Origin of the sequence: Kosmotoga sp. DU53, assembly GCF_001639905.1 — a bacterium.
Lineage (GTDB): Bacteria > Thermotogota > Thermotogae > Petrotogales > Kosmotogaceae > Kosmotoga > Kosmotoga olearia.
Genome location: NZ_JGCK01000058.1, coordinates 1 through 23,246 on the forward strand (window position 1 = coordinate 1; position 23,246 = coordinate 23,246).

At 41.0% G+C, this 23,246-nt stretch carries 22 protein-coding genes; 10 read left to right on the top strand and 12 right to left on the bottom strand.

The genetic code is table 11. From position 1 onward, the window contains the following. The 4 genes from DU53_RS07015 to DU53_RS07025 form a co-directional block, all read left to right on the top strand. Window positions 1-183 (top strand): ATP-binding protein (locus DU53_RS07015; RefSeq protein WP_161484774.1); only part of this gene is annotated, 183 nt, incomplete at its 5' end. A gap of 27 nt (window positions 184-210) precedes the next feature. Further along, entirely contained in the window at window positions 211-450 is a 240-nt protein-coding gene (locus tag DU53_RS11945; protein ID WP_082853869.1) for a DUF3467 domain-containing protein, read from the top strand. A 2-nt stretch (window positions 451-452) separates the two neighbouring features. After that, window positions 453-716 (top strand): hypothetical protein, encoded by a 264-nt coding sequence (locus DU53_RS07020; RefSeq protein ID WP_063728261.1) that lies wholly within the window; start codon window positions 453-455, stop codon window positions 714-716. 15 nt (window positions 717-731) lie between these two features. Next, the gene (locus DU53_RS07025; protein ID WP_063728263.1) at window positions 732-1,178 is read left to right on the top strand and encodes a PIN domain-containing protein; all 447 of its coding nucleotides are present in this window, start codon (window positions 732-734) and stop codon (window positions 1,176-1,178) included. A gap of 223 nt (window positions 1,179-1,401) precedes the next feature. On the opposite strand, the gene DU53_RS07030 is transcribed toward DU53_RS07025, so the two are convergent. Then, on the bottom strand, window positions 1,402-2,592 hold the full coding sequence (locus DU53_RS07030) for an FprA family A-type flavoprotein (protein ID WP_063728265.1): 1,191 nt from the start codon (window positions 2,590-2,592) through the stop codon (window positions 1,402-1,404). 102 nt (window positions 2,593-2,694) lie between these two features. Beyond that, entirely contained in the window at window positions 2,695-2,949 is a 255-nt protein-coding gene (locus DU53_RS07035) for a DUF6429 family protein (RefSeq protein ID WP_015868681.1), read from the bottom strand. 704 nt (window positions 2,950-3,653) lie between these two features. Between DU53_RS07035 and DU53_RS07040 the strand changes: the two genes are divergently transcribed. The 5 genes from DU53_RS07040 to DU53_RS13210 are packed head-to-tail and all read left to right on the top strand — an operon-like array spanning window position 3,654 to window position 9,127. Next, complete coding sequence (locus tag DU53_RS07040) at window positions 3,654-5,951, top strand: diguanylate cyclase domain-containing protein (protein ID WP_015868683.1); 2,298 nt, start codon at window positions 3,654-3,656, stop codon at window positions 5,949-5,951. 27 nt (window positions 5,952-5,978) lie between these two features. Then, window positions 5,979-6,905 (top strand): ABC transporter ATP-binding protein, encoded by a 927-nt coding sequence (locus DU53_RS07045; RefSeq protein ID WP_015868684.1) that lies wholly within the window; start codon window positions 5,979-5,981, stop codon window positions 6,903-6,905. A 2-nt stretch (window positions 6,906-6,907) separates the two neighbouring features. Next, complete coding sequence (locus DU53_RS07050) at window positions 6,908-8,071, top strand: ABC transporter permease (protein ID WP_015868685.1); 1,164 nt, start codon at window positions 6,908-6,910, stop codon at window positions 8,069-8,071. Then, a complete protein-coding gene (locus tag DU53_RS07055; RefSeq protein ID WP_082853872.1) occupies window positions 8,064-8,822 on the top strand; it encodes an ABC transporter permease in 759 nt (252 codons plus the stop codon). Before DU53_RS07050 ends, DU53_RS07055 begins: the two co-directional genes overlap by 8 nt. Before the next feature lie 20 nt (window positions 8,823-8,842). Then, entirely contained in the window at window positions 8,843-9,127 is a 285-nt protein-coding gene (locus tag DU53_RS13210; protein ID WP_161484775.1) for an ABC transporter permease, read from the top strand. Between the two features lie 371 nt (window positions 9,128-9,498). On the opposite strand, the gene cysK is transcribed toward DU53_RS13210, so the two are convergent. Beyond that, complete coding sequence (gene cysK / locus DU53_RS07065) at window positions 9,499-10,398, bottom strand: cysteine synthase A (RefSeq protein WP_015868687.1); 900 nt, start codon at window positions 10,396-10,398, stop codon at window positions 9,499-9,501. Continuing rightward, window positions 10,385-10,960, bottom strand: coding sequence for a serine O-acetyltransferase (cysE, locus tag DU53_RS07070; RefSeq protein ID WP_015868688.1), 576 nt, complete (start codon window positions 10,958-10,960; stop codon window positions 10,385-10,387). Before cysE ends, cysK begins: the two co-directional genes overlap by 14 nt. Window positions 10,961-11,167: 207 nt before the next feature. On the opposite strand from cysE, the gene DU53_RS12320 reads away from it, so the two are divergent. Then, window positions 11,168-11,464: a hypothetical protein gene (locus tag DU53_RS12320; protein WP_161484776.1), complete on the top strand. Its 297-nt coding sequence runs from the start codon at window positions 11,168-11,170 to the stop codon at window positions 11,462-11,464. 235 nt (window positions 11,465-11,699) lie between these two features. Here DU53_RS12320 and DU53_RS12325 read toward each other — a convergent pair whose 3' ends face one another. The 8 genes from DU53_RS12325 to DU53_RS07115 form a co-directional block, all read right to left on the bottom strand. Continuing rightward, entirely contained in the window at window positions 11,700-11,855 is a 156-nt protein-coding gene (locus DU53_RS12325; protein WP_015868689.1) for a hypothetical protein, read from the bottom strand. A 356-nt stretch (window positions 11,856-12,211) separates the two neighbouring features. Continuing rightward, window positions 12,212-13,201, bottom strand: coding sequence for an AI-2E family transporter (locus DU53_RS07075; protein WP_015868690.1), 990 nt, complete (start codon window positions 13,199-13,201; stop codon window positions 12,212-12,214). 181 nt (window positions 13,202-13,382) lie between these two features. Next, on the bottom strand, window positions 13,383-13,934 hold the full coding sequence (locus DU53_RS07080; protein WP_015868691.1) for a TetR/AcrR family transcriptional regulator: 552 nt from the start codon (window positions 13,932-13,934) through the stop codon (window positions 13,383-13,385). Between the two features lie 669 nt (window positions 13,935-14,603). Beyond that, window positions 14,604-17,939, bottom strand: coding sequence for a hypothetical protein (locus DU53_RS07095; RefSeq protein ID WP_063728266.1), 3,336 nt, complete (start codon window positions 17,937-17,939; stop codon window positions 14,604-14,606). A 65-nt stretch (window positions 17,940-18,004) separates the two neighbouring features. After that, window positions 18,005-20,032, bottom strand: a complete 2,028-nt coding sequence (locus DU53_RS07100; RefSeq protein ID WP_015868695.1) for a hypothetical protein — start codon at window positions 20,030-20,032, stop codon at window positions 18,005-18,007. Between the two features lie 118 nt (window positions 20,033-20,150). Next, window positions 20,151-21,242: a YncE family protein gene (locus DU53_RS07105; protein WP_015868696.1), complete on the bottom strand. Its 1,092-nt coding sequence runs from the start codon at window positions 21,240-21,242 to the stop codon at window positions 20,151-20,153. Beyond that, window positions 21,239-22,726 carry a peptidoglycan DD-metalloendopeptidase family protein gene (locus DU53_RS07110; protein ID WP_015868697.1) on the bottom strand — a complete coding sequence of 496 codons (1,488 nt, stop codon included), beginning with the start codon at window positions 22,724-22,726 and terminating at the stop codon, window positions 21,239-21,241. Before DU53_RS07110 ends, DU53_RS07105 begins: the two co-directional genes overlap by 4 nt. A gap of 1 nt (window position 22,727) precedes the next feature. After that, window positions 22,728-23,216 (bottom strand): DUF881 domain-containing protein, encoded by a 489-nt coding sequence (locus DU53_RS07115; RefSeq protein ID WP_015868698.1) that lies wholly within the window; start codon window positions 23,214-23,216, stop codon window positions 22,728-22,730. Between the last annotated feature and the right edge of the window lie 30 nt (window positions 23,217-23,246).

Genomic DNA, 23,246 nt, shown 5'->3' on the forward strand with positions numbered 1-23,246 from the left:
GCGGAAAGATATGAGAGGAACAGCGTAATAATCACAACGAACCTTGAGTTCAGCAAATGGAATGGGATATTCTACGATGAGAAACTCACCAGTGCCATAATAGACAGATTGATTCACCATTGCCATTTGTTGGTGTTTACAGGCAAGAGTTACCGATTGGAACATTCGAGTATTAAGGCTTAATTTTTTTACCCCGGGTGCTGTTTTTTTATTTTTCCAAACGCTGGATTTTTATATTGCCAAAAACAATCTTCTTCGTTTTTTGATTTCACATTGAGATTTGGATTGGTTGAGGATTTGAAATCGGAACAGAATAAACTGACGGTTAGCAATGTCACACGAATTTTTTTAAGTCCACAACATGCTAAGGTGCTTTATAAGATACTTAAACAGCAGCTTGATGAATACGAGAAAAGATTCGGTGAAATAAAATTGCCTAAGGAGGAATAATTATGAGACGTGAGGCTTTGCATAAATGGCTTCATAAGAATGATATAACAACTTCCATGTATTATTTGTCTATTTCTACGAAGGGATATTCTAAGGCCATTTCTTCAAGTAATACACGACAAGTTGTTGGTATTCAATATGTGAAATCTTCAAGGCAAAAGCGCGGGTTACTTCAATTACGTGGGCTTGGAAAGCATGTATGGAAAGGTATCAATGCAGATGAGTATGTTCGAGAGCTAAGGGAAGAATGGAAAGAGAGTGAATGAGTCAGTTTGGAGAATGTGTTTGAAAAAGTAACAAGAATAGGTATTGATACCTCCCTTTTTATTTATTTCATAGAAGAGAATGAAAAATACCTCGAGTTTCTTACCTCCCTTTTCAAAAAGATTGACATAGGATCTATAAAGGCTTTTTCGTCAGTCTTAACTCTCGCTGAAGTGCTGGTGAGACCATTTGTTAAAGGAGAACAGTATCTTATCAATGAGTATATTAGTATTCTTACAGGCTGTGAAAACCTTTCTTTGATCCCTGGGGAAAAAGAAATAGCAGTTTTGGCCGCCAAAATTAGAGCTAAGAATGGTTTGAAACTTCCTGATGCTCTCCATTTTGCGACAGCCAAAGTATATAAGTGCGAGTTGTTTATCACAAATGACAAACATTTCAATGGGATCTCAGATTCAGAGATACAGATAGTTTTGCTTGATGATCTTCTTGATAAAAATGCTTGAAATGCTGGACTTCGTCCAGGAGGCTCACGACGTTGACGCTCACGAGGTTGAGGCTTGCAGACGCTGATGAAAAGCTGAGATCCGAGAATCCGAGAGTCCGAGAGGGCGAGAATCCGAAAAATTAAGAACGGTAGTTCCTGAATCGACAAAATCAGAAGAAAATACTTGTAATACAAAGGGCAGAACATGTTCTGCCCCTACGATAAAAAACAGTATCATTGCCTTAGGCAATTGCTTTTGCCATATTTTTGCCGAGTAATTTACATTGTTCAAGTTCTTCCTTTTTTGGAGCGTGTTTAGCTTCTATTACAGGTTCTACGAGTTTCCACTTCATTTTTTGTGCGAAATCGTGTAGTTCTTTCAGAGCTCCTCCGCTCCAGCTGTAAGAACCAAAGACACCTATATGCCTGTTTTTCAGCATTCTATTTTCCAAGGCGGCCAGGAGGTTTTTCATTGGTGGGAATAGTTCCATGTTATAGGTACAGCTACCAAGGATAACCCCTTTGAACCGCCATATATCTCTTATTATGAAAGATAAGTGAGTGACGGATATGTTGTGAATTCTTACTTTTTCTACACCTTCTTCGACGAGACCCTGCGCAACCGCTTCCATCATCTTCTGGGTATTGCCGTACATCGAGCCGTAAACAAGAACTACCCCTTTTTCAGCTTCATAACGGCTCCATTTATCGTAAAGCTCAATAATCTGTTTTGGATTGTCCCTCCAAACAGGGCCGTGTGTGGCGGCGATGATTTTGATATCCACGTTCTCTAACTTTTTGAACGCTCGTTGAACCATGGGGCTGTATCTTCCAACGATGTTGGAAAAATATCTGAGAACCTCGTCCTCGTAGAATTCTATATCGACTACATCATCAAAAATACCGCCGTTCAGAGCACCGAAACCACCAAAAGCGTCTCCAGAGAATAGGATACCATCTGTTAAATCGTAAGTCATCATTGTTTCAGGCCAATGGACCATGGGTGTGAGATAGAACTTCAATTTGTGTTTTCCGAGGTCCAATACATCACCATCGTTGATCACCATAAAATTGTCGCTGATTCCATAAAACCCTTCAAGGAAATCCCTGGTCTTCTTGTTGCCCACTATTTTGATATCCGGGAAAGCCTCTACAAGTACCTTTATTGCTCCAGAATGATCAGGTTCCATGTGGTTTATTATGAGATAGTCCACAGGTTTACCATCGGGTAAGAGGGCTTTGACTTTGTCCAGAAAGGTGGCAAAGAAACTGCCTTTCACGGTATCAATGAGTGCTACTTTTTCATCTAATATCATGTAAGCGTTGTATGATACCCCCATAGGAAGCGGCCATAAAGATTCAAAGAGATGTGTCTCAAAATCATTAACCCCTATCCAGAAAACATCTTTTGTTACCGGTATACCCTGATCCATACTTTTACACCTCTCCTTTTTATTTATAAGAACCAAAACTCATGTTGTGGGTACCTTTCAGAAATCCGAATCCCGAACTAACATTTTCTATGAATGCAATTCCTAGGTTTCCTCTTCAAAATCAAAATATTCTTTAAGAAGCTCCTTCGCTTCTTCAATACACTTATCCTCAATATACACAGATTTTGCTCTTCTTGAACCGGAAATATAACCCTTTTCTGTCAAATCATTCAGAACATCAAAATTATACCCTTTCCAGGCTCTAAGTGGAGACGGTCCCCGGGAAGTTAATTCCCGCCACGAGGTTAAGTACAGAAGCATTATCGTCAGTTTCTCGATAATCTCTTCCCTTTCCAATTTGCACACCTCCTTTATGTGCTCACATCAATTATAAAACAAAGTTGCGATTGGCTAACGTCGAAGCCGCTACGCGGTGGATAAGCCCGGCTGCGCCGGGGGTGAGCCTAGCTGCGCTGTGAAGCTGAGCTGCGCTCAGGAGGCTCACGACGTTGACGCTCACGAGGTTGAGGCTTGCGGACGCTGATGAAAAGCTGAGAATCCGAGATCCGAGAATCCGAGAGTCCGAGAGTCCGAGAAAAAACATGACGCTTGCGACAAAAAAACACGAGAATCCGAGAGGGCGAGAAAAAACAAGACGCTTGCGAGGCTATGCGCTGCTTCGTAGCGGCTATGCTGAGCTAAAGCTCAGGCTATGCGTGACTTCGTCACGGCTATGCGCAACTTCGTTGCGGCTAAGTATCTTTTAGAGAGCAATGACGAGATCCTGAATCGAGTTCAGGATGACAATCAAAATAAAGAGCACAGCATGCTGTGCCCTGTTTTTTATGTCAGCGACGCAGTCGCTTGATAAAAACACAAGAATCGGAGAAGCGAGAAGGTGAAAAACAGGACGCTTGTAAGACAGAGACTTGCGATGTCGAAGTGCTGGCTTACCCTATACCCTCTTTTTTCAAAAAGGTGTTAGAGGTTTCATATTTTTTGCAGTGTGATATGATATAACTTTAATATAGTGTATGAAACTTAATAAGAGGGGGATTATTTTGAGCCGGAGAATTGTTCTTTTTCTTTTGATTTTTCTCCTGGGGGTAACGGTCATTGGAAGAACCATAAAGGTGGGTATATATGAAAATAAGCCTCTTGTTTTTGTTGAAAATGGCGTTGCTAAAGGGGTATATATTGATATCCTTCAGGAGATTGCCCGTAAAGAAAACTGGGAGCTTAGTTTTGTTCGAGGAAACTGGATAGAGTGTCTGGATAAGCTAAGAAACGGCGATATAGATATACTTGTCGCAATAGCCCATACTCCCGAAAGGGAAGCGATCTATGATTTTAATAAAGAGGCCGTGTTTACTAATTGGGGACAGATATACTGTAGAAAGGGTTTTTCTCCAGAATCTGTTATTGATCTTGAAGGTAAGATGATCGCAGGGGTTAGTGGAGACATTTATTACCAGCATTTCTACGAGCTTCTTAAAAATTTCAACATTTCTGCTGATTTGGTGACTGTTGAGGAATATCATGAAGTCCTCTCGCTACTTGACCTTGGAGAAGTTGATGCTGGGGTTATTTCCAGGCTTTATGCTCAATTGAACGCTTCAAATTACAGGGTTAAAGAGACGGGCATTATTTTTTCACCTGTGGTGCTCAAGTTTGCTTTTACAAAGCATAAGCATAGAGACTTAATAATAACTATAGACAAATATCTGAAGGAGTTCAAAGAAGACCCTGAATCAGTTTACTATGAATCTTTAGACAGGTGGTTGAACATAGATGTTGTCGAAAGCACTTTTGTTATTCCACAGTGGTTAGTTGTTGCTCTTATTGTTTCTTCTATATTTATCACAATTTTTGCTGGAACTGCTTTTTTGCTCCAGAAGCGCGTGGATTTGAAAACGCGTGAATTGAGAGAGAGAAACATGGAATTGGAAGAGTTATCTAAGAAATTGAAGAAGAGTGAGGAAAAATTCAGACAATTAATTCAATCAATGGACGATGTTGTTTTTGTTCTTGATGTTAACAAGAGGTTTGTTGAATTCTACGGCGAATGGTTCGAGAAATATGGGTTGGACCCCGAAAAACTTGTAGGGAAAAAACCGTCAGCTGTGCTGGACAAGATCAATGGCGAGAGTATAGAAAAGGCCGCAGAGGTAGCTTTAGAGAGTGGAAGTGCAACGGTAGAATGGATCGTAAAACGTGACGATGACAATAAAGACAACAAAAAAGATGAAGGTTCCAAAATTTATTTGGGTGTTTCTCTTTCAGCTCTTCGTAATGGCAATGGTAAAGTGGTTGGAATAGTCGGTGTAGCGCGGGATATAACGGAGAAGGTGAAGAACAACGAGAAAATGCGGTACCTTAGTTTTCACGATGTTCTTACGGGTTTATACAATCGTGCCTTCTTTGAAGAGGAGTTGAAGAGACTTGATTCCCACAGGCAGTTGCCCATAAGCCTGATTATGATAGATATAAATTGTCTCAAGTTGACCAACGATATTTTTGGCCATCTTGAAGGAGATAGGGTAATAAAGGAAGTTGCCCAAGCTTTGAGAAGTTCGTGTAGAAAGGAAGACATAATTGCTCGTTGGGGAGGGGATGAGTTTGTTATCCTCTTACCAAAGACCCCCTTTGAAGAGGTGAAAGAGGTGGGCGAAAGAATAAGGCGAACGTGTAGGATTAAGATTGTCGATGATATTGAGTTAAATGTATCTCAGGGCATCGCAACAAAGGAAAAGTTTTCTCAAGATATGATGGATGTCTTGAGAGAAGCAGAGATGAGGATGTATGAGGAAAAGGTTGCTCTTGATGTTCAGATAAAGAAAGCATTGTTGAGATACTTTAGAGAAAAGATAGCCCAAGGGCAAGGGGCAGTTAGCAGTGTTGAATGCCTGGAGAAGATGAAAGAGATCGCAGAAAGGTTCGGTTACGCCGTTGGACTGGATAATGCAGAGATGAATAAATTACTTCTTCTGGTAGAGTACCATGATATAGGGATTGTTGCGCTGAAGAATCATTCTGAAAAAGGGTTGAATTACGAAAAGCATCCGGAGGTAGGGTACAAGATCGCTTTGAACTTCCCTGAGATTGCTCCGATAGCTGAGTACATACTTTATCATCATGAACGCTGGGATGGACAGGGTTATCCTAAGAAATTGCGTGGTAATGAAATCCCATTGCTTTCGAGGTTAGTATCTATACTCGACTTTTATGCGAAGGAAAAATGCAAAGATGGTGAACCCAAACAATCCGATGAGCGGATTATTTTAGAATTGGGAAAACGCGCAGGTTCCGAATTTGATCCTGATTTGGTGAAACTCTTCACGAAGTTACTTCTTTTGTAGTGGAATTCGAAAAAAAGGAGTGATATTGTGTCAGCTGAAGTAGTATTGGGAGTTAAAAACCTACGCAAGTATTATGGACAAGTGAAAGCAGTTAACGGGATTTCGTTCGAAGTAAAAAGAGGAGAATGTCTTGCCATCCTTGGTCCTAATGGCGCGGGGAAAACAACCACAGTTGAAATCCTCGAGGGGTTGAGAAAACCTGACGCTGGTGAGATATATTATTTTGGAAAGGTTGTTAAAAGAATAGATGATTCGATTAAGGAAAGAATAGGCGTTCAGCTGCAAAGTTCTGCTTTTCTGGAGCATTTAACGGTTAAGGAAACGCTGGATTTTTTTGGCGGCCTCTACAGCAAAAGGCTTCCTTCGAAAGAATTGATAAGACTGCTTTCTCTTGAGGAGAAGGTGAATGCCCGTGTTAAAGGTCTTTCTGGCGGTCAGCTTCAGCGTCTGGCTGTTGCTGTTGCGTTGATCAATGATCCTGAAATTGTCTATTTAGATGAGCCTACTACCGGCATGGATCCACAGGCTAGAAGAATGCTCTGGAGCACGGTTGAGGATTTGAAGAAACGCGGAAAAACAGTGATATTAACCACGCACTACATGGAAGAAGCGGAGTATCTTGCTGACAGGGTGTTGATTATAGACCACGGGAAAGTCATAGCGGAAGGTACCGTAGAGGAACTTATTCGTTCGATAGGTGAGCAGAGTATCATAGAGTTCAGTCTTGCTGGTATAGAAACGATATCTATTGAAAACCTGAAGAAATTGCTTCCAGATATTGAAGCCCTCGAAGAAGGGCGGTGCATGATTACTACCAATAAAGTCGAGGAAAGCCTTTCTCAATTGTTTGAGAAAACAAAGAACACTGGAATTATTATTGACGATGTTATTATAAGAAGACCAAATCTTGAGGATGTTTTCCTGAAACTTACAGGTCGTTCTTTGAGGGATTGAGTATGGAGAGAAGATTCTATACTCTGTTCAAAGGGCTTTTCCTCGATGAAATTCGCGAATTTCAGAGAGTTTTCTGGATGATGATTTTCCCTCTAATCCTTTATTTTATACTGGTTTCCGCCCTTGGGAACATGGGGAATGAGGGAGTGAGTTTTAAACTCGGGATTGTGAAAGAAGAGAATCTGTCCGGTTTTGGAAAGATAATCGATGAGGTTTTGAAAGGTATAACCTCCGAAGGAGGTCCTTTCATCGCCATTGAATTTGTGGACAGAGGGTCAGGATTAGAAGCGCTCAGGAAGAATAAAATAGACGCTTTGCTTGTTGTTCCCAAGGGTATTAATGCCGGGTTGGCGAGGGCTTTCATCGTTCGTGGTAAGGTGGAGCCTCCGAATTTGGAAGTTTATTACGCTGAGGGGAGACAGGCATCTGAAATTTCCGCCGATGTTTTATCGCAAATACTAGAGCAGGTTAACCTTGAAATTGCCAGACAGCAAAAAAAAGATTATAGAACGTTTGAAGTGAAAGAGAATATTGTTTCCTCTCCTGATAAAAAGACTTTCGATTATGCGGAGTATCTCTTCCCGGGAATTGTGTTGATGATGATCCTTTCTGTTTCTTTGTTCAGCGCTCCTATCAGATTGATGGTTTTTAGAAATTCCGGAGTGCACAAGAAGCTATACACTACTCCTATAAAGCCGCTGGAGTATTTCGCTGCTTATTTGCTAAAGTTGTTTGTTGTGATAATACTCTCTTTTATCTCTATTTTGTTTGTGGCGCTTTTTGTTTACAGAGTGGAGATTCCTGTTTTTAGTTGTGCGTTTCTCTTTTCGTTCCTGTATTCTATTTTGGTTTTGCTATCGATGGGTTTGATGTTCGCTTCATTTATTAAAAAGCTTTCAACGGCCAATGTTGTTGGGCAGATAGCTAATCAATTAATGATGTTCCTTGGTGGGCTTTATTTTCCTGTGTTTAATATCCCCTGGACAATGAGATGGCTGGTTTACGCGATCCCAACAACATATCTGGCTGAGTTAACAAGAAGGAGCCTTGGATATCGGATCGCTCCCATACCTGATCACTTTTTGATAATTGTGCCGGCGATATGGCTTGTAACCTCTGTGGTGATTTTCTCTTTGAATTTCAAGAAGGTGATGGGATATGAGTAATATGAAGCAGCTTCGTTCGCTTTTTGTCGCATTTACAAAGGAATCTTTGAGAAATCGTATGGAGGTTTTTTTCAATATTCTTTTTCCTCTTATTCTTCTTATCCTTTTTGGGACTTTTTTTGGTACTCCTGAGGTTAATCGCTTGAGAGTGGGAATTTATATAGAGCAGTCCGGAGGTTTATCTATTGATAATTTTGCGGAATTTGGGTTTGAGGCTGAGTTTTTTGATTCTCGAACAAATCTTTTGGAGTCAATGGATGCACGTAGATTGGACCTCGCTATAGAAGTTAAAAACGATGAGATTATTTTCAGCTATCTTGAGGGAAATATTTCAAAAACGAGTCAGATAAAGATGTTAGAGCATGCTATAAAGGCGGTGCTGGAGAAGAAGGTAAACGGTGTTGAAGATGTAATTTCTTTGAACAAGATACCTGTGAGTGTTGGAAGGGTAAAATCAGACCACTTAAATTATCTTATGGCAGGAATTATCGCCATCTCTTTGCTGTCTTCTGGGATGTTTTCGGTTATAAATCTTTTTGGTCGTTATCAGGAGCAGGGGGTATTGAAAAGGATTGTGGTGGCACCGATAAATCCCTTCAACTTTGTAATAGGCAGCACGCTGACGAGATTCTTGATAAGCTTTTTATCTGTTCTGATTATAATGTTTTCTAACAATCTTATATTCCATTCGCAGTTCGATGTGTACTGGCCAGCCTTCATTGTTACGGTAATCAGTTCTACCTCGGGATGATGGCTCTCGGTGTTTTGTTGGTGATAATCTTCAAGTCCTCTGGAGCCGCTGAAAGTGCCGGAGTATTGATGGTTTTCATGGTCTTCCTTGCCGGGGTTTATTTCCCCGTGAGTTTCCTTCCAAAATATTTACAGTATATTTCCGCTGTTCTTCCTATCAAATATGTCGCTGACCTCATGAGGTTTGTTGTTGGTGTGGAAAGCATGAGCATGTCGTGGTTTATCGTTACGAATCTCGTGCTCGCCGGTGCCGGAATAGTCCTTTTGTATCTAGCTGGAAAGAAGTTTTTGGGGCAGGTGCGTTGAAGAAAATGGGGACTGTCCCGTAGTGGACTGTCCCCATTTTCTTCAGATTCAAGAACAATTATTGTAGGGGCACAGCAAGCAAATAAAAACCGAGAGCCGAGAGCGCCGCTGCGCGGCGGACACGAATCCCTTCGGGATTGACCCGAACTCCTGCGGAGTTGTTGCGAACCACTTCGTGGTTGTTACGAACTGCTTTGCAGTTGAAAAAGCTGTCATTCTGGAGATGTTTTATCCAGAATCTTATTTTCTTAAGTACGAGATCCTGAGTCAAGCTCGGGATGACGGCCTTGCAAGCGGCGCCTCATCAGCTGACAACGTCGTGAGCCTCCGGGGCGAAGCCCCGCACTTCATTACCGAAGGCAATCTAAGCGTCAATCGGTGATTATGCCGCTGCTAAGGTAGCGTTCAAGATGATCCGGCGCTATTGTTACCACTCTACGGAATCCTTCTTTAGACAAACGCAGCGCTGCAGCCACATTTGCACCGGAAGAGATACCAACCAGCAATCCTTCTTTTCTTTGAAGATATTTTGTCATCTCTATAGCTTCTTCATCGGTGACCGTTAAGACACCGTCCAGTAATTTGAGATCAAGGATATCGGGTATGAAACCAGCACCAATTCCCTGTATTTTGTGTTTTCCGCTCCTGTTTTCTGTTATAACCGGTGAACCTGCCGGTTCGACACCGTAGATTTTTACGTTTGGAAGCACTTTCTTCAGAGCACGGCCAACACCGGTAACAGTTCCACCTGTACCTATTCCACAAACAAATGCATCAATATCAAATTCAGCCTGCACAAGTATTTCAGGTCCGGTGGTTAACTCATGAATCAAAGGATTCGCCGGATTTGAGAACTGATTGAGCATCACTGCTGAAGGCTCGTTTTTAACTATTTCCAGAGCTTTCTGTCTGGAACCGTTCATACCCAAATCTGCGGGTGTCAATATAACCTCAGCACCAAAGGCCTTTAAAACCTTGATTCTTTCCTGACTCATGCTTTCCGGCATTACCATTACCGCTCTGTATCCTCGAACGGCCGACAACATTGCGATCGCTATCCCGGTGTTTCCACTTGTAGGTTCGACTATCGTAGCTCCTGGAGAAAGGATTCCCCTCTTTTCTGCATCGATAATCATCCCGAGCACTGTTCTATCCTTAATGCTCCCACCTGGGTTGTTCTTCTCAAGTTTTAAAAGAATCTCCCTATCATCGTTTCCAAGGGATTTCAGCAAAATCATAGGGGTATTTCCTATAAGTTCACGCAATCTCATCCTCTTGCACCTCACATTTACAAAATTTACTAACAGGACGTGCTGGAATACCAACCACAGTGGTATTGGGTTGGACATGTTCCAGAACAACGCTATTAGCACCGATTTTCGCATTGTCGCCAATAACAAGTGGCCCAAGAATCTTAGCTCCAGCACCTATAACAACATTTCTTCCTACGTCCGGATGCCTCTTGCCTTCCACCAATTTGCGAGTTCCCAGGGTTACTCCATGATATATCAGAGTTCCACTACCTATGGAAGTGGTAGACCCTATAACAGTTCCAATGCCGTGATCAATTACTACACCAGGTTCAATCTTTGCGGCCGGATGTATATCAACGGAAAAAAGTATCCTCGCCGCGTAATGAATAAACTCCGCAAGCCATTTCATTCTATGACACCAGAAGAAATGAGAGATTCTATAGAATAATAACGCATGGAACCCGATTGATGTAAATGCAACATGAGTTTCAGAACGTGCAGAAGGATCCTTTAGAAAATACTCTTTGAGATCAGCCCGCACAGCTCTGAGCATTTCAAGAAAATCATATAATAATTTCATGGTCTCACCTCCAAAGAGGTTTGTGATAATTTTACCAGCTAAGTACAAATTTAATTATAAACTTTTAATGCAATTCCGATTAAATTTCTCGGAATGATCCTGCTTCGCAGGGGGAATAACGTGAAACGAACCGCAAGCGGTTGTTGCGAACCACTTCGTGGTTGTTATGAACTGCTTTGCAGTTGAAAAAATTGATACTTAAAACGATTGAATAATTTTCAAAATGCCGTATCTGATTATTCACCAAAAAATGATGGTCTGATACGTTGCTTCAACACTCCGGCATTCGGTACCGGTGAAATACGCGTTAATTCACAATATGTGAGCGCTACCTTGAGAATAGATATGAAGCAAGATTTCTCAGCGTTCATGATGGGTAGAGGTTGGAGCAATTTACCAATGCAGCTCTATAATTTCACGCCATTCACGGATGCCAATTTTCCTCAAATAGCTCTTGCACAGTACTACAAAGGACCTCTTTTGTTTTCTGTCAGCACAGGGTGAAGTGACGCTCAACACGCCTTATTTGAACATGGATGAACCAAGCGATGATCCGACGACTTTACCGATCTCGAAGACTGGAAAGGACCTGTTGGGGAGGTAAGAACCGTAAATATCCTGAAACTGGAGGCTAAATTATCCATACAAGAGCTGGATCTTTAGCGATTTATCCTTATTATTTCGGAGACTATTTTGGAAGGTTTATCTATGAAATACGCCTATATTTAATAAGATACTTTTAAATTACGCCGATTAAAAACAGCAAAAGAAGAGCTGTCGCAAATCCTGTTATAAAACCAAAGATAAAGGATCTAGAACTCCCTTTAGGAATTTTTCTGGGGAGTTCTAGCTTTTTTTGTTCTTCCTTATACCAGTCTCTATCGTAGATCCCCATGTTCTTACCTCCCGGGTTTTAATCGGTGTTCGAGAATAGAGATTCGAGATCCGCTGTGCGCTGCGAAGCAGCGGCAGTGCTGGGCTTTGCCCAGGCCATGCGTGACTTCGTTACGGCTTTGCGCAACTACGTTGCGGCTAAGTGCTCTAGAAACGTTGTCGGTTGTGGGTTGTACGTCTCTTTTTTTAAACTCTAGACACGATTTCTCTGTTGTCAGTTGATAGTTGTTAGTTTTTGAACTTTCTATATCCTAGATCCCAGACACTATACCCGATCTTTATCTAAACTCCAGTCTCCTACATCTATCCTCGCTTTTAATTTCTAATCCCAGATCTCGGTCACCGGTTCTCGGTTTTCTAGTCTTTCAAAACAAACATATTCCAGAATCTTCTTATGAAAACAATAGTGGGTACGGTAAGTATAATTCCAAAAGCTCCAAACAGTTCGCTGAATGCAAGAAGCGCTATGAGAACAACGAACCAGTTAAACTTTAATTGATTCGAGACGATCTTTGGCGATAGGAACCACATTTCCATCTGGTTTGCCGCTACAAGTATGATCAAAGCAATACCAACCCCCAGCAACCCTCTGCTGGTATAACCAAATACCATCATTGGAATAGCTGTTATTATGACTCCCAAAAAAGGTATAAGGTTGGTGATACCAGCAAGCAGACCGAGAAAATAAGAACCTTGAATTCCAAAAATCGCTGTAGAGATACCTATAAACACGCCGATACACAAAGCCACAATCAACTGTCCACCAATATATGTCTCAAGATCATCTAAGAATCCCTTCCAGAATTCCATTATTTTCTTGGTATTACACTTCGGAAACAGCTTTGGGATAATCCTATCAACATTCTTTCCTCTGGAAAGAATGTAAATGGCAGCGACTATAAGAAGCACGACAAAGGTTATCCAGTTTGCTATGTGAGTGCTTATATAGGTAACTATACTGACCAACACATTCGACATCAAACTCCCAAAATTCCCAAAGAAATCGTTTATAGATCCCTGTATAAAATCGGGTAAATCTGCCATGATAGATTCCAACGGGTTATCGATGATGAGTTTGTTGAAACTTTCCTTAAACTGATCAACACTCATAGAAATCATTGAAGGGAAGGTGTAAAACAGGTACGCAAACAATACAACTAATCCAAGGCTTACCATTACAACGGTTAGCCTTTTCAAAGTCTTCTTTTGGAAAAATCTTGAAGGATAATTTAGCAAAAGAGCTATTAAAAAAGCCATGCTTAGAACCCTTGATGTGTTCGGAAAAATAAAAAGACTCAAAAAATAGATTCCAGCATAGGAAAGTATCCATATCGCATTTCTGTCCATTGTCTTCTATCCTTTCTGATTTATATCAGGAGTTATATGATAATGCTTCTACCTGTGACCTTGTTAGACTTTTTCGCTTTCTTCAGTGCGCTTCATCAACCCTATAAACCGCTTTCTTAACATCGTGGGAGTACCAGAATCCGGGAAAGCTGTTTGAATAGGCTCGTTTTTCATTCCAAAATTATGACAAACGACCGGCTAATTCGTTCAATTCTTTTTGAGGAGGTCTCTCATTGGTAATCAGGGCATCCATTAACATCCCAATTAATATACTCAAAGTGCGCGAAATAACCTTCTTAGCCCTCTTTGTGGACATATTTTCCTCAAGGACATCTATACATTTTTCCATAAATTCCTGTTTTCCCGTTACCAGAATATCCTTTATCCTTCTGTTCTTTGTGCCGTGCAACCATAAATAAACGAGTGTTCTAACAACATCCGGGCGTTTTTCAAATAACTGAAACGCTTTCTCAAAGAGGTTCATCACAAATTCTTTGGGTTCTCTAGGATTTTTGTAGAGATCTTCGAATGTTGGAAATACGTATTTGATGATTATATATCTCGACAGATCGATTAACATTCCTTCCTTTGATCGATGGTGATAATGAATAGCGGCGAGGTTTACCTTCGCTTCTGATGAAACTTTCCTCGTGCTCAACCCCTCGATTGTTTCATTCGATATAACTTTTATAGCTGCTTCCATGATCTTTTCACGGGTTTTTTGGCCTCGCATAATATCACTCCTTTCAGTCGTTTGTATCATTTGCGATTATATCATAACCAATGATATATCAAAGAAGAAGGGAGAGTTACAACGTGCTGAGAGCTAAGAAAGCTGCTACGCGCTGCGGGGCAGCGGATTCGAATCCCTTCGGGATTGTCACGAACTGCTTCGCAGTTGAAAAAACATTGGGCGCTTGCGAGGCTGTCAGCTGATGAAGCAACGCTTGCGAGGTTGAGGCTTGCGGACGCTGATAAAAGCCGAGAATCCGAGAATCCGAGAATTCGAGAGTCCGAGAAAAAACATGACGCTTGCGATAAAAAACACGAGAGTCAGAGAGGGCCGCTACGCGGCGGAAGTACTGAGCAGCGCTCAGGAGGCTCACGACGTTGACGCTCACGAGGTTGAGGCTTGCGGACGCTGATGAAAGCCGAGAAACCGAGAGTCCAAGACGCTTGCGGGGCTATGCGCTGCTTCGCAGCGGCTATGCGCAACTTCGTTGCGGCTAAGTATCTTTTAGAGAGCAATGACGAGATCCTGAATCGAGTTCAGAATGATAATCAAAAAACAGGGCACAGCATGCTGTGCCCTGTTTTTTATGTCAGCGACGTTGAAAATGGGGACTGTCCCATTGTGGACTGTCCCCATTTTCACCTTTTCTTCTGTTGTTGAAAAGTATAGTTATTTGACTTTGATTACACCTCGATATTGGTATCTTAGTCCGTCGAACCAGTATGGTTGAATCCTTCCATCAAGGTATTTGAGTTTTTCAAGTGGGATATCATGTATTACTACGTCGTAAGTGCCGTCAATGTAAACATCATAGCCATCTGGCGGGAGTTCGTTGTCGAATTTCACGTTGACGATTTCAACAGGTGCCCATTCGGGTTTTTCTTTGTCCTCGAGTTGCTCGTATTGTTCCTGTAATGGTTGGGGTAGGTCTACGTTTTGAATGTATATTCCATCCTGCCTGCAATTTTTTATCTCAGAGTCTGCGATAAGAGCACCGCTGTTAGAAATCAAAATCCCTATGTAGGGTTCTCCGTTCTCTACGTCTCCGGAAACAACAATATTTTTTAAGAGGATGAAGACAGATTTTCCGATGACTATGGCAAAGTTCCTGGCATTTAGTTTTCCATTGTTGATTACCGCGCTGCTTACTTTTTCCAATTCTAATGCGATGTCACCTGTAGAGATTTCGATATTTTCTAAGCTACATGGTATGTCTAATGCGTTCTTAAGCTTTATGGCGGTACCCCTTATTCTGTCTGTGGCTTTAAAGTTAACGATTTCGAGACTTTCGGTGGGTTGGTTTATGATGACACCGTTTTCGGCGTTTATGATTTCTATATCGCGTAGTGCGACTTTACGAGGTTTTTCAAGATATATGGCGGTTCTCAGGTCTTTGAATTTGACGTTCTTCAACGTTAAATCGCTTCCAGCCGCCATGGAAATTGGTACGACGCCATGCTCAAAAGCGGCATTTTCAATGGTTACATTGCTGCCAAGTCCGTATAGCCTAACGGTTTCCCCATTGAAGTATATGTTACTGGCTTTGAACGTACTTCCGGGGAGAAGCAGCACTTCGCCTGTTGAAAGGTTTTCGAATTTAAGTCCGTCTGTTGTTCCTGCAATTTCCAGAGAACCCCTTACTTCAATCGAAGCTCCGTCTTGAATCAGGATTTCCCCGTTTCCTCGGATTTTAATTGAACCGGTTGGTAGGATCTGAACGAAGCCTGTGAAAAGAATTGGCATGGCATTGGAATCATAAACGACTTCTTTGTCGAATTTACCTGTAACAATCGTTGCACCCTTAAAGAGAGGGATATCCTTTTTGGTGAATTTAGTTTCGAAGTCTTTTCCGGTAACTATGACCTCAACGTTTATCAAGAGAGTGGAGTCGTCTGTATATTCGAATGGGGAATCAAAATCAACTTTCAATGTTGGTAAGGGTTCCCCTTCTTTAAGTGGTATGGGTTCCACAGTTCTTATATCTTGATAGTATCTTGTATTTGTAATCTTTCTCTTTATAACATAACGGATCTCAGGATCAGGGAGCTGGACAAATTCGACACGGAAGTTGCCATCTTCGGTTGTTTGGAAAGCTCTGAAATTCTTTAATTCCTTCAGCGTGACTTCTGTCTCGGTTGCAAGAATGGTTGGAGATTTGACGCCAGCAACGTTCAACTGGTAACTCAGTTGCATTTTTCCAAAGTAGACACCTTCGACCTTTTCCTCAACCCTCAGTTCTTCTGCAAGAGGATATTCAAAGATGAAAGATCCTTTTGGACTGTCGAGGTAAACGGTTAAGGTGGCATTGGGTGAAACAAAGTGAGTTTTGATCTGTACGTTAACAGGTTCGTAGTCTTTCTGATTTATGGAGAATTCAATCTTTTTAAACAGTTCTTCGAAATCGACGATACTCACTTTCTGTACGTTCACCTGAGAAACATTGCCAGCGAAGTCCTCGGCTAGCAGGGAAACTTCGAGAATTCCATCGAATCCTTCTATATTTTCGGGAACAGGTATCGTAATAACAGATGGTGTTTCAGTAAAAACCTCCAATTCAACCTCATGAATGAGTTCATCGGTTACTTTTACATAACCTGTGATTTTGGAAACGTCTGAGGAAAGGGGACCAAGAATAAGCGTGATCACACCTTTTCCCAGCTTAACATCCACTACTTCGGGTTCATTAGGTGGAATCGTATCAACGATAAAACTGGTTGTGGCTATGAGGCTTTCTCCATAAATACCAACAGCTTTTAATTCAACTTCATGTAGGCCTTCATCGAGACCAACAAATTTTACGAATCCACTGGTAGGTTCTAGTTGGGTTTTTTCACTGTTGTCCAGTTTCATACTCAGGGTCTCAACATTCTTAGCTATGTAAGGGATAGTTACTTCGGTGGCTGTGGAGTATTTTGAAATTGTTTTAATTTCCAACCTGGGCTTACCACGAACCGTGATTTCCTGTGTTTTTCCGAAGACAACTCCAAAGTAGCACGGTGAGATACTCAAAATAGAATCTTCTGCCGGTATTTCAATGACCATTTCCGTGGTGGTTGTTACTTCGGTGATATCAGCTATTTTAACTTTGTAAGAAATGTTGGCAGCATCAAAATCTTCGAAGGTGCTGCTCCACGATACTTTTAGTTTTTCCCCTTTAAGTTTTTCCACGATAGGTTTGGTTATTGAAATTACAGGCAAGGAATAGTTCATGAGATAAGGGAGTCCGTTATTCCAATCAAATACGGCTTCCTGTTTCAAAAGTTCGACTTTCCCGTAGCTCAAAGTGATGGAATGTTTTCCTTGAGAGACGCTCTTGAAAACAACTGTATTGTCTTCTCCAGGAGAGAGTTCCATATCATCCAGACTAACCTTTACCATATCCCTGGAGAGTCCCTGTGGAATTTTCAGCATAATTCTTACTTCAACCGGGTATTTTGGTACATCAATGGTGACAACTTTGGAAACGTCTATGCTGACTGGACCGTATTCAAACTCTGCGATCAGCTGGTATGAGACGTTCTTTCCTTGAAAATCGGCTACCTTATCTACAAATGGGCGATTTTCACGGGAAATCGTTATGCCATTTCTTTCAAGGGAAATCCCTCTGATGTTGTACGGTCCTTTATCAAGGCTCCAGTGCAGGGTTACCTCAGGAGCTTCTTCAGATAATTTGTATGTAAATTCGGATATCTTTGGTTCAGGGAAGGTGTATGTTAATTCTTTCATCCCTTTCTCAAAGTCTTTTCTTTGAAGAACTACTCCCTCAAGAGTGGAAAATTTTATTGTATCCTTTCCCTTTACACGTATGGATGCGCTGGGTGAGTTCTTGCTGAGTTGAATCTCTTCTATCGAAGAGCTAACTTTAATAGTTGGGTTTCCCTTAGCGGCATTGGGAAAAATGACGCTGACGTTTATAGTGATGGGTTTAATTGCTAAGAAGTAAATAAGGACTATAACTACCGCAATGAGTCCGATAAATAGCATGATCTTAGAACTTCGTTTCATTTTTTCACCTCCTTTAAGAAAAGTAGCCCGCCTTTGTGGGCGGGCCACTTTGGAGACGAATCACATTATTCGGCGTATATTCTTATAAAGTGGTCAGGTATGTTTTCGTCATCTTCGTGTTTTTCGAGGAGAACAATGTAATTCCCTGAAAGCTTGGAATAAGGAATTTCAATTCCATTGACTGTAACGCTGGTAAGGATAAGCTCTTTCAAACCTTTATTGATAACGGTACCTGTATCAGAACCAACTATTGTGGCGTAGATGTTGCCCTTCACCATTTCTTTTTCTGGAATGATCTCGGTCAGGAATTCGAAGAAGAATACTTTGTCTTTTTCATAGAATTTAGCTGATACGAGTCTTCCAAGCATTTTGTAGCTTATCTCAGCATTTTCAATGGAGATAACTGGAACGGGGACTTCAGGATTGTTCGTGAATTCGGCTTTTGCTGCGAAGACAGCATCTTCGGGAACACCCGCTTCGTCGAATACTTCGAGGAATCCTTTGAGCATGTTTATTACTTCAACTATTTTGACATCTGGTGACATGAGCTGTTCGCCAAAGGTTCCGACAAATTCTCTGAGTTTGCCAAGAGTCATTGGTTCCTGGGAGTAAAGAATTCTCGCAGCGACTGGATAGAAAACACTCTTAGCGCCTACAAAAGTGGCTTTGTCCATAGCTACCTTTGTAACCATCTTGATTTCTTCAACGTAAGTAAATCTGACGAGTTCTTTCGGGTATACCTTATTGACTTTGTTTTCTATTACATCGCCATTTACGGTGTAAATCTTCATGGTGAACTCTGGAATCTTGGATATGTCTATGTCTTTGTCAAGTTTGTCTGAGTAAACGGTGTAATCATCTTTGACACGGTTAACAACATCAGCTACAACTCTCTTTGTGATCTCTTCGCTTCTTGATTCATCCGGGAGTGCGAGATAGTGTTCGGCAAATTCATTTCCTTCGGCTACAAAAGCGGGTTTGGGGTCGTTTTTGAAATCATAACTGAAAATCGATTCATTGAGAAGGATGTAAACCTTTCCGCTTTCAGTCTTAACAAGAGTGAAGGATTTGAGTTCAGCGAGTTTCTTCTCGAACTCTTCTTTCATTGTTTCGAAGTTCTCGATGTTCTTGTGTTTTTCTTCCCACATTTTAAGGAGATCGTCAGCTGTATAGGCCTTTACTTCAACTACGACGTCTTTTGGAAGTTTAAGATCGCAGAATACCAGCTGACCATCGTATTTTGCTTTGTAATTGACAACGTTCTGGAATTCCCTGACAGGAACGAGAAGGCCAAGGTCCTCAGCTTTCTTCACATCGGCAAGAGCGATTCTGGCAAAGAGTGCGAAGGCTTCGTCTCTTGCAACATAGTCTTCGTAAGTTCTGCCGAAGAAATCAGCGGATTTGTAGAGTTCTTTATCTGCAAGTAAAGGAATAGCTTTACCCTTGTTGTTTTTATCTTCAACGAGGAAATAATTCTCAAATACGTAAATGTAAGCAGCATCCTCGGCGCTTGTTGTGAGGCTTCTGCTGTAAAGGGTCTTGAGTTTGTTGATTTTATCCTTGAGGTATTTGTATTCTGGATGCTTGATAACAAAAGCATCAACGAGATATTTAATGAGTTCTACTCTTTTAACATTTTTATCGAGATCTGTTATTGAAATACCTGCTTTCTTGAGCTCTTCCAGATAACCCCAGATTCTGGTTGTATCGAAAGTACCATTTTTGTAGCCAGCAGCTTCATATTTTGTCTTAATGCTGGGGTCATATGGAGCATTGATCGGGTAGTCGATAGCATCCAATTCAAGACCAAGATATTTAACAAGGATAGCAGCGATTTCGCCCTTGGTAACAGGATCAGTGAATTTGATAGTATTGAACGCTTGACTATTTGTCCAGATTTCATACTCTGTAAAATTGATTACAGGGTCCAGGTTGTGGTAAATGAGAAGTCTTATCAGATCAGCCCTACCAACTGGTTCTACGTTGGCTAATTGATCTTCAATGTTATACCAGAGCACGGGCTGAATGGGAACATTAACTGCAGCAACAATAACAGCTAACATAAGTAAGAGAGCTAACATAAGTTTCTTCATACATTTTCCCCCCTCTTTTGGATTTATGGATTATTTTGTGAGTAAACTTCTGATATTCACATTTCAGGCCAATTATACACCAAAAAACTATTCAAATGCAATGACGAAATACACAAAATCAAAAATTTATTACCACCAAGGAACCGTTGGTTGAATTGAATTTGAAATCTTCAAACAATAAAATCGCGACCTGTGAATCGTTGAAAATTAAGTCTATCGGGTATCCTTTTAAGTCTAAAGACTGAATCGTACTACCGTTAAGGTTTTTTAATTCTAATTCTCCGCTGATAGCGTTTAATACGAAAAGATTATCATTTATTCTGACACATTTTATTGGTCCCCGTCCTTCCACCGGATAGGATTCCATCGTGAGTTTTTTAATATTAAGCTGGTAAATTCGATCTTCGCCCGTTGAGGATATCCATACAATGTCACCTGAGATTACCGGGAAATTAGGGTATTTTCCAACGTTGAAGGTTTTAATCTTTCTGAATGTTTTTGTTGATATGATGTCTACGGTGGAGCTGAGATAATTCACCACACCAAGGTAATCATTTACGATGAACATATAAGACGGCCTTTTTCCGAGCTTCAATGTTTTTACGAGTTGTCCTTTTTTGTCGATGACGTAGAGACCGTGTTCGGTGTCATATTCGTTGGTGAGGAGGTTGTAATTGTAAAAGAGTGATACGAAGAAGTATTTGTCTTTAGCTACCATAGACAGAGCTGTTACGGGTAATTTCAGCGTTTTTACGGTTTTTCCTTTTTTTATGTCAACCATGAGAAATTTGTTATCGTAAGAAAGCACACCCAGTGTGTTTTCTAAAAATACACCTGTGATTAGCCGTTCGCCTGTAGATATGCGCTGCTTTATTTTCCATTCTCCGGGTTTTCCAGAGATGTCGATTATGATAATGCGGCCGCTATGAAAACCAAAGCAATACAGAGATTTGTTGTGATATATGATATCCTGGATTTTGTCTCTTTTTAGGTCGTCTATGTAGCGTATTGGTTCGAATTTTTCGTTCAGGACAAGAATTTCAGAGTCTCCCTTTACAAGAACAAGAAAATATTTTCCCGTTCTGTTTTCTACCTCCAATAATTTCATGGGAGCTGTTCCGATCGGGTAACGTTGAGTAACCTTTAATCCCAGAATAATGGGAGAGAGCATCAATAAAAAGGCAAAGAGAACAAAGATCGATTTTCTCATGGTTTTTTCACCAGGTATACCAGTAGTTTTTCTTTGAAAGTACCTGCCAATTTTAGGTCGGGTGTGTAAATGTCCAACCTTCTTCCGATCACCGAGCTTCCGGTGTCCTCAACAATGAAAAAGCCTTTGTTTGGTGCGTTGGCGAAGAACGGTATGTATATTATGGAACCGAGCGGAAGAATGTTTGGATCAGCGGCAACTGTACGATAAGCTTTTGCAAAGCTTCCGGTAGCTGTCATTTTGAAAGCCGGCGACGTTGGATTTCTGCCGTCATCCCATTCGGAATACATTGTGGCATCGAATTCACCAAGGTTTTTGAATATTAACTCAATGGGATTTATCGGGATGTCTTCTCTCCAGAATTCAAAGTGGAAGTTTCCGGGGCCTTCGGAGACAATTCCTATCTCCTGGCCTATCTTCACATGATCTCCCTTTGAAACATTTCTTTTTTTCAGGCGTGCGTAAACCGACTTTAATCCGTTGCCATGTTCTATAATCACCGTTTCACCGTAGAGTTCGTTAATTTTTCCAGCCATAAGGACTCGCCCCGGCAGAATAGCAGTAACCACGGTGTTTTCCGGAATGGTCAGATCTATTCCTGGATTGGCGTATCCCTTTTTATAACTGCCGAAAGGTGATTCAATTGCGTCCACAAGAATGGTGAAATCTCCCTCGAGGCCAAAGTGTGAGAGGAGTTTTTCACCTTCAAGAAGATTTTCCAGAGAAAGCGGAATCTTTATTTCATCTCCTACATGAATGATATTATTCTCTTTTATTTCCGGATTTGCGGCTTTGAGTTCCTCAACAGATAAATTATATGTCCTCGCAATATCCCAGAGCGTGTCCCCGGGCTTTACTATATAAACAATCTCCTTTGAAGGTTCACTATCTATATATTGCTGCTGGCCGATTCTGCTTCTTATGTCTGCCATTTCGGCCATGAAAAGTTCTAAGCTGACAACAGAGGTGGCTGTATTACTTTCTTGCTGTGAAAGCTGCTGAATTCTTTCCATGATATCTTTGTAAACAGTATTTTGTGTCTCTTCGAGGTTGGAAAGTCTATCTTTGATCTCCTTAATCTCTCTCTCATAAAACAAAGCTTGAATGGAACGATTTATAATCGAATCGAATTTTTTGTAGATATCTTTAATAACCATGGTTGTTTGCGTAGAATCACTTCCGGTGTTTTCTATCAGAAAACGTAGTTCTGCGAGTTCTTTTTGAATTTCTTGCAACTCGGTTGTACTGCCTATGCTTCCCAGACCTGACATGTACTGAAGCTGTTCGTTCAAGTTCTGAAGTTCTTTTTCAATGTTTGCGAGGCGTTTTTGCTCGTTTTCGATATTGTCCAGTTTCTTTTCAATGTAGGTCATTTCATCTACAAAATCACTTCTGGTGACCCACCAGAAGGAACAACCTGAAAGAAGGAAACTGATTATCAATAGAGCAAAGGGAAAAATAAGCATTCTTCGTATTTTCTTCATATCACACCCCCGGAATTTCAACTTCTTCGAGGGAGAGGATTTCAAAGATAATTCCTCTCTTTTCGAAATAATCCTGGAGTAAGGAAAGCCCTGAAGAGATATACTCATAATCACCGATTACTTCAATCACGAGTGGTGATATTCTGGTCGGTTTACCGTTGATAATCAACGAGGGCCCCACACATCGAATATAGCTAAAAGGAGTAATCCTCATCCCGTTGATAGCAATCTCGGTCAGGTTTAGAGCGTAAAGTTCATTGAGAACAGAAAGTATATCTTTATCGTGGAGTATTTCGCTTCCTCTTATTCCTGATTCGATTCTTATTCGTACACCCCTACCACTAGTTTTCTCGAAACGATTGTTTATACCAGGAGTATTTATTTTATTATAAATTTCTGTCATCTGATTATGCAGGAGCACCATCCCGATTAATATCAGAAGTTCTAAAATTACAAGAAGATAAAGAAAAATATTCCTCGGACTTTTCACAATTCAGCACCCAAATAGAAAAATAACGGC

Coding starts and splice junctions, on each gene's coding strand:
- DU53_RS07020 (WP_063728261.1), top strand. CDS start 453: ATGAGACGTGAGGCTTTGCATAAATGGCTTCATAAGAATGATATAACA.
- DU53_RS07030 (WP_063728265.1), bottom strand. CDS start 2,592: ATGGATCAGGGTATACCGGTAACAAAAGATGTTTTCTGGATAGGGGTT.
- DU53_RS07050 (WP_015868685.1), top strand. CDS start 6,908: ATGGAGAGAAGATTCTATACTCTGTTCAAAGGGCTTTTCCTCGATGAA.
- DU53_RS07055 (WP_082853872.1), top strand. CDS start 8,064: ATGAGTAATATGAAGCAGCTTCGTTCGCTTTTTGTCGCATTTACAAAG.
- cysK (WP_015868687.1), bottom strand. CDS start 10,398: ATGAGATTGCGTGAACTTATAGGAAATACCCCTATGATTTTGCTGAAA.
- cysE (WP_015868688.1), bottom strand. CDS start 10,960: ATGAAATTATTATATGATTTTCTTGAAATGCTCAGAGCTGTGCGGGCT.
- DU53_RS12325 (WP_015868689.1), bottom strand. CDS start 11,855: ATGGGGATCTACGATAGAGACTGGTATAAGGAAGAACAAAAAAAGCTA.
- DU53_RS07075 (WP_015868690.1), bottom strand. CDS start 13,201: ATGGACAGAAATGCGATATGGATACTTTCCTATGCTGGAATCTATTTT.
- DU53_RS07080 (WP_015868691.1), bottom strand. CDS start 13,934: ATGCGAGGCCAAAAAACCCGTGAAAAGATCATGGAAGCAGCTATAAAA.
- DU53_RS07095 (WP_063728266.1), bottom strand. CDS start 17,939: ATGAAACGAAGTTCTAAGATCATGCTATTTATCGGACTCATTGCGGTA.
- DU53_RS07100 (WP_015868695.1), bottom strand. CDS start 20,032: ATGAAGAAACTTATGTTAGCTCTCTTACTTATGTTAGCTGTTATTGTT.
- DU53_RS07105 (WP_015868696.1), bottom strand. CDS start 21,242: ATGAGAAAATCGATCTTTGTTCTCTTTGCCTTTTTATTGATGCTCTCT.
- DU53_RS07110 (WP_015868697.1), bottom strand. CDS start 22,726: ATGAAGAAAATACGAAGAATGCTTATTTTTCCCTTTGCTCTATTGATA.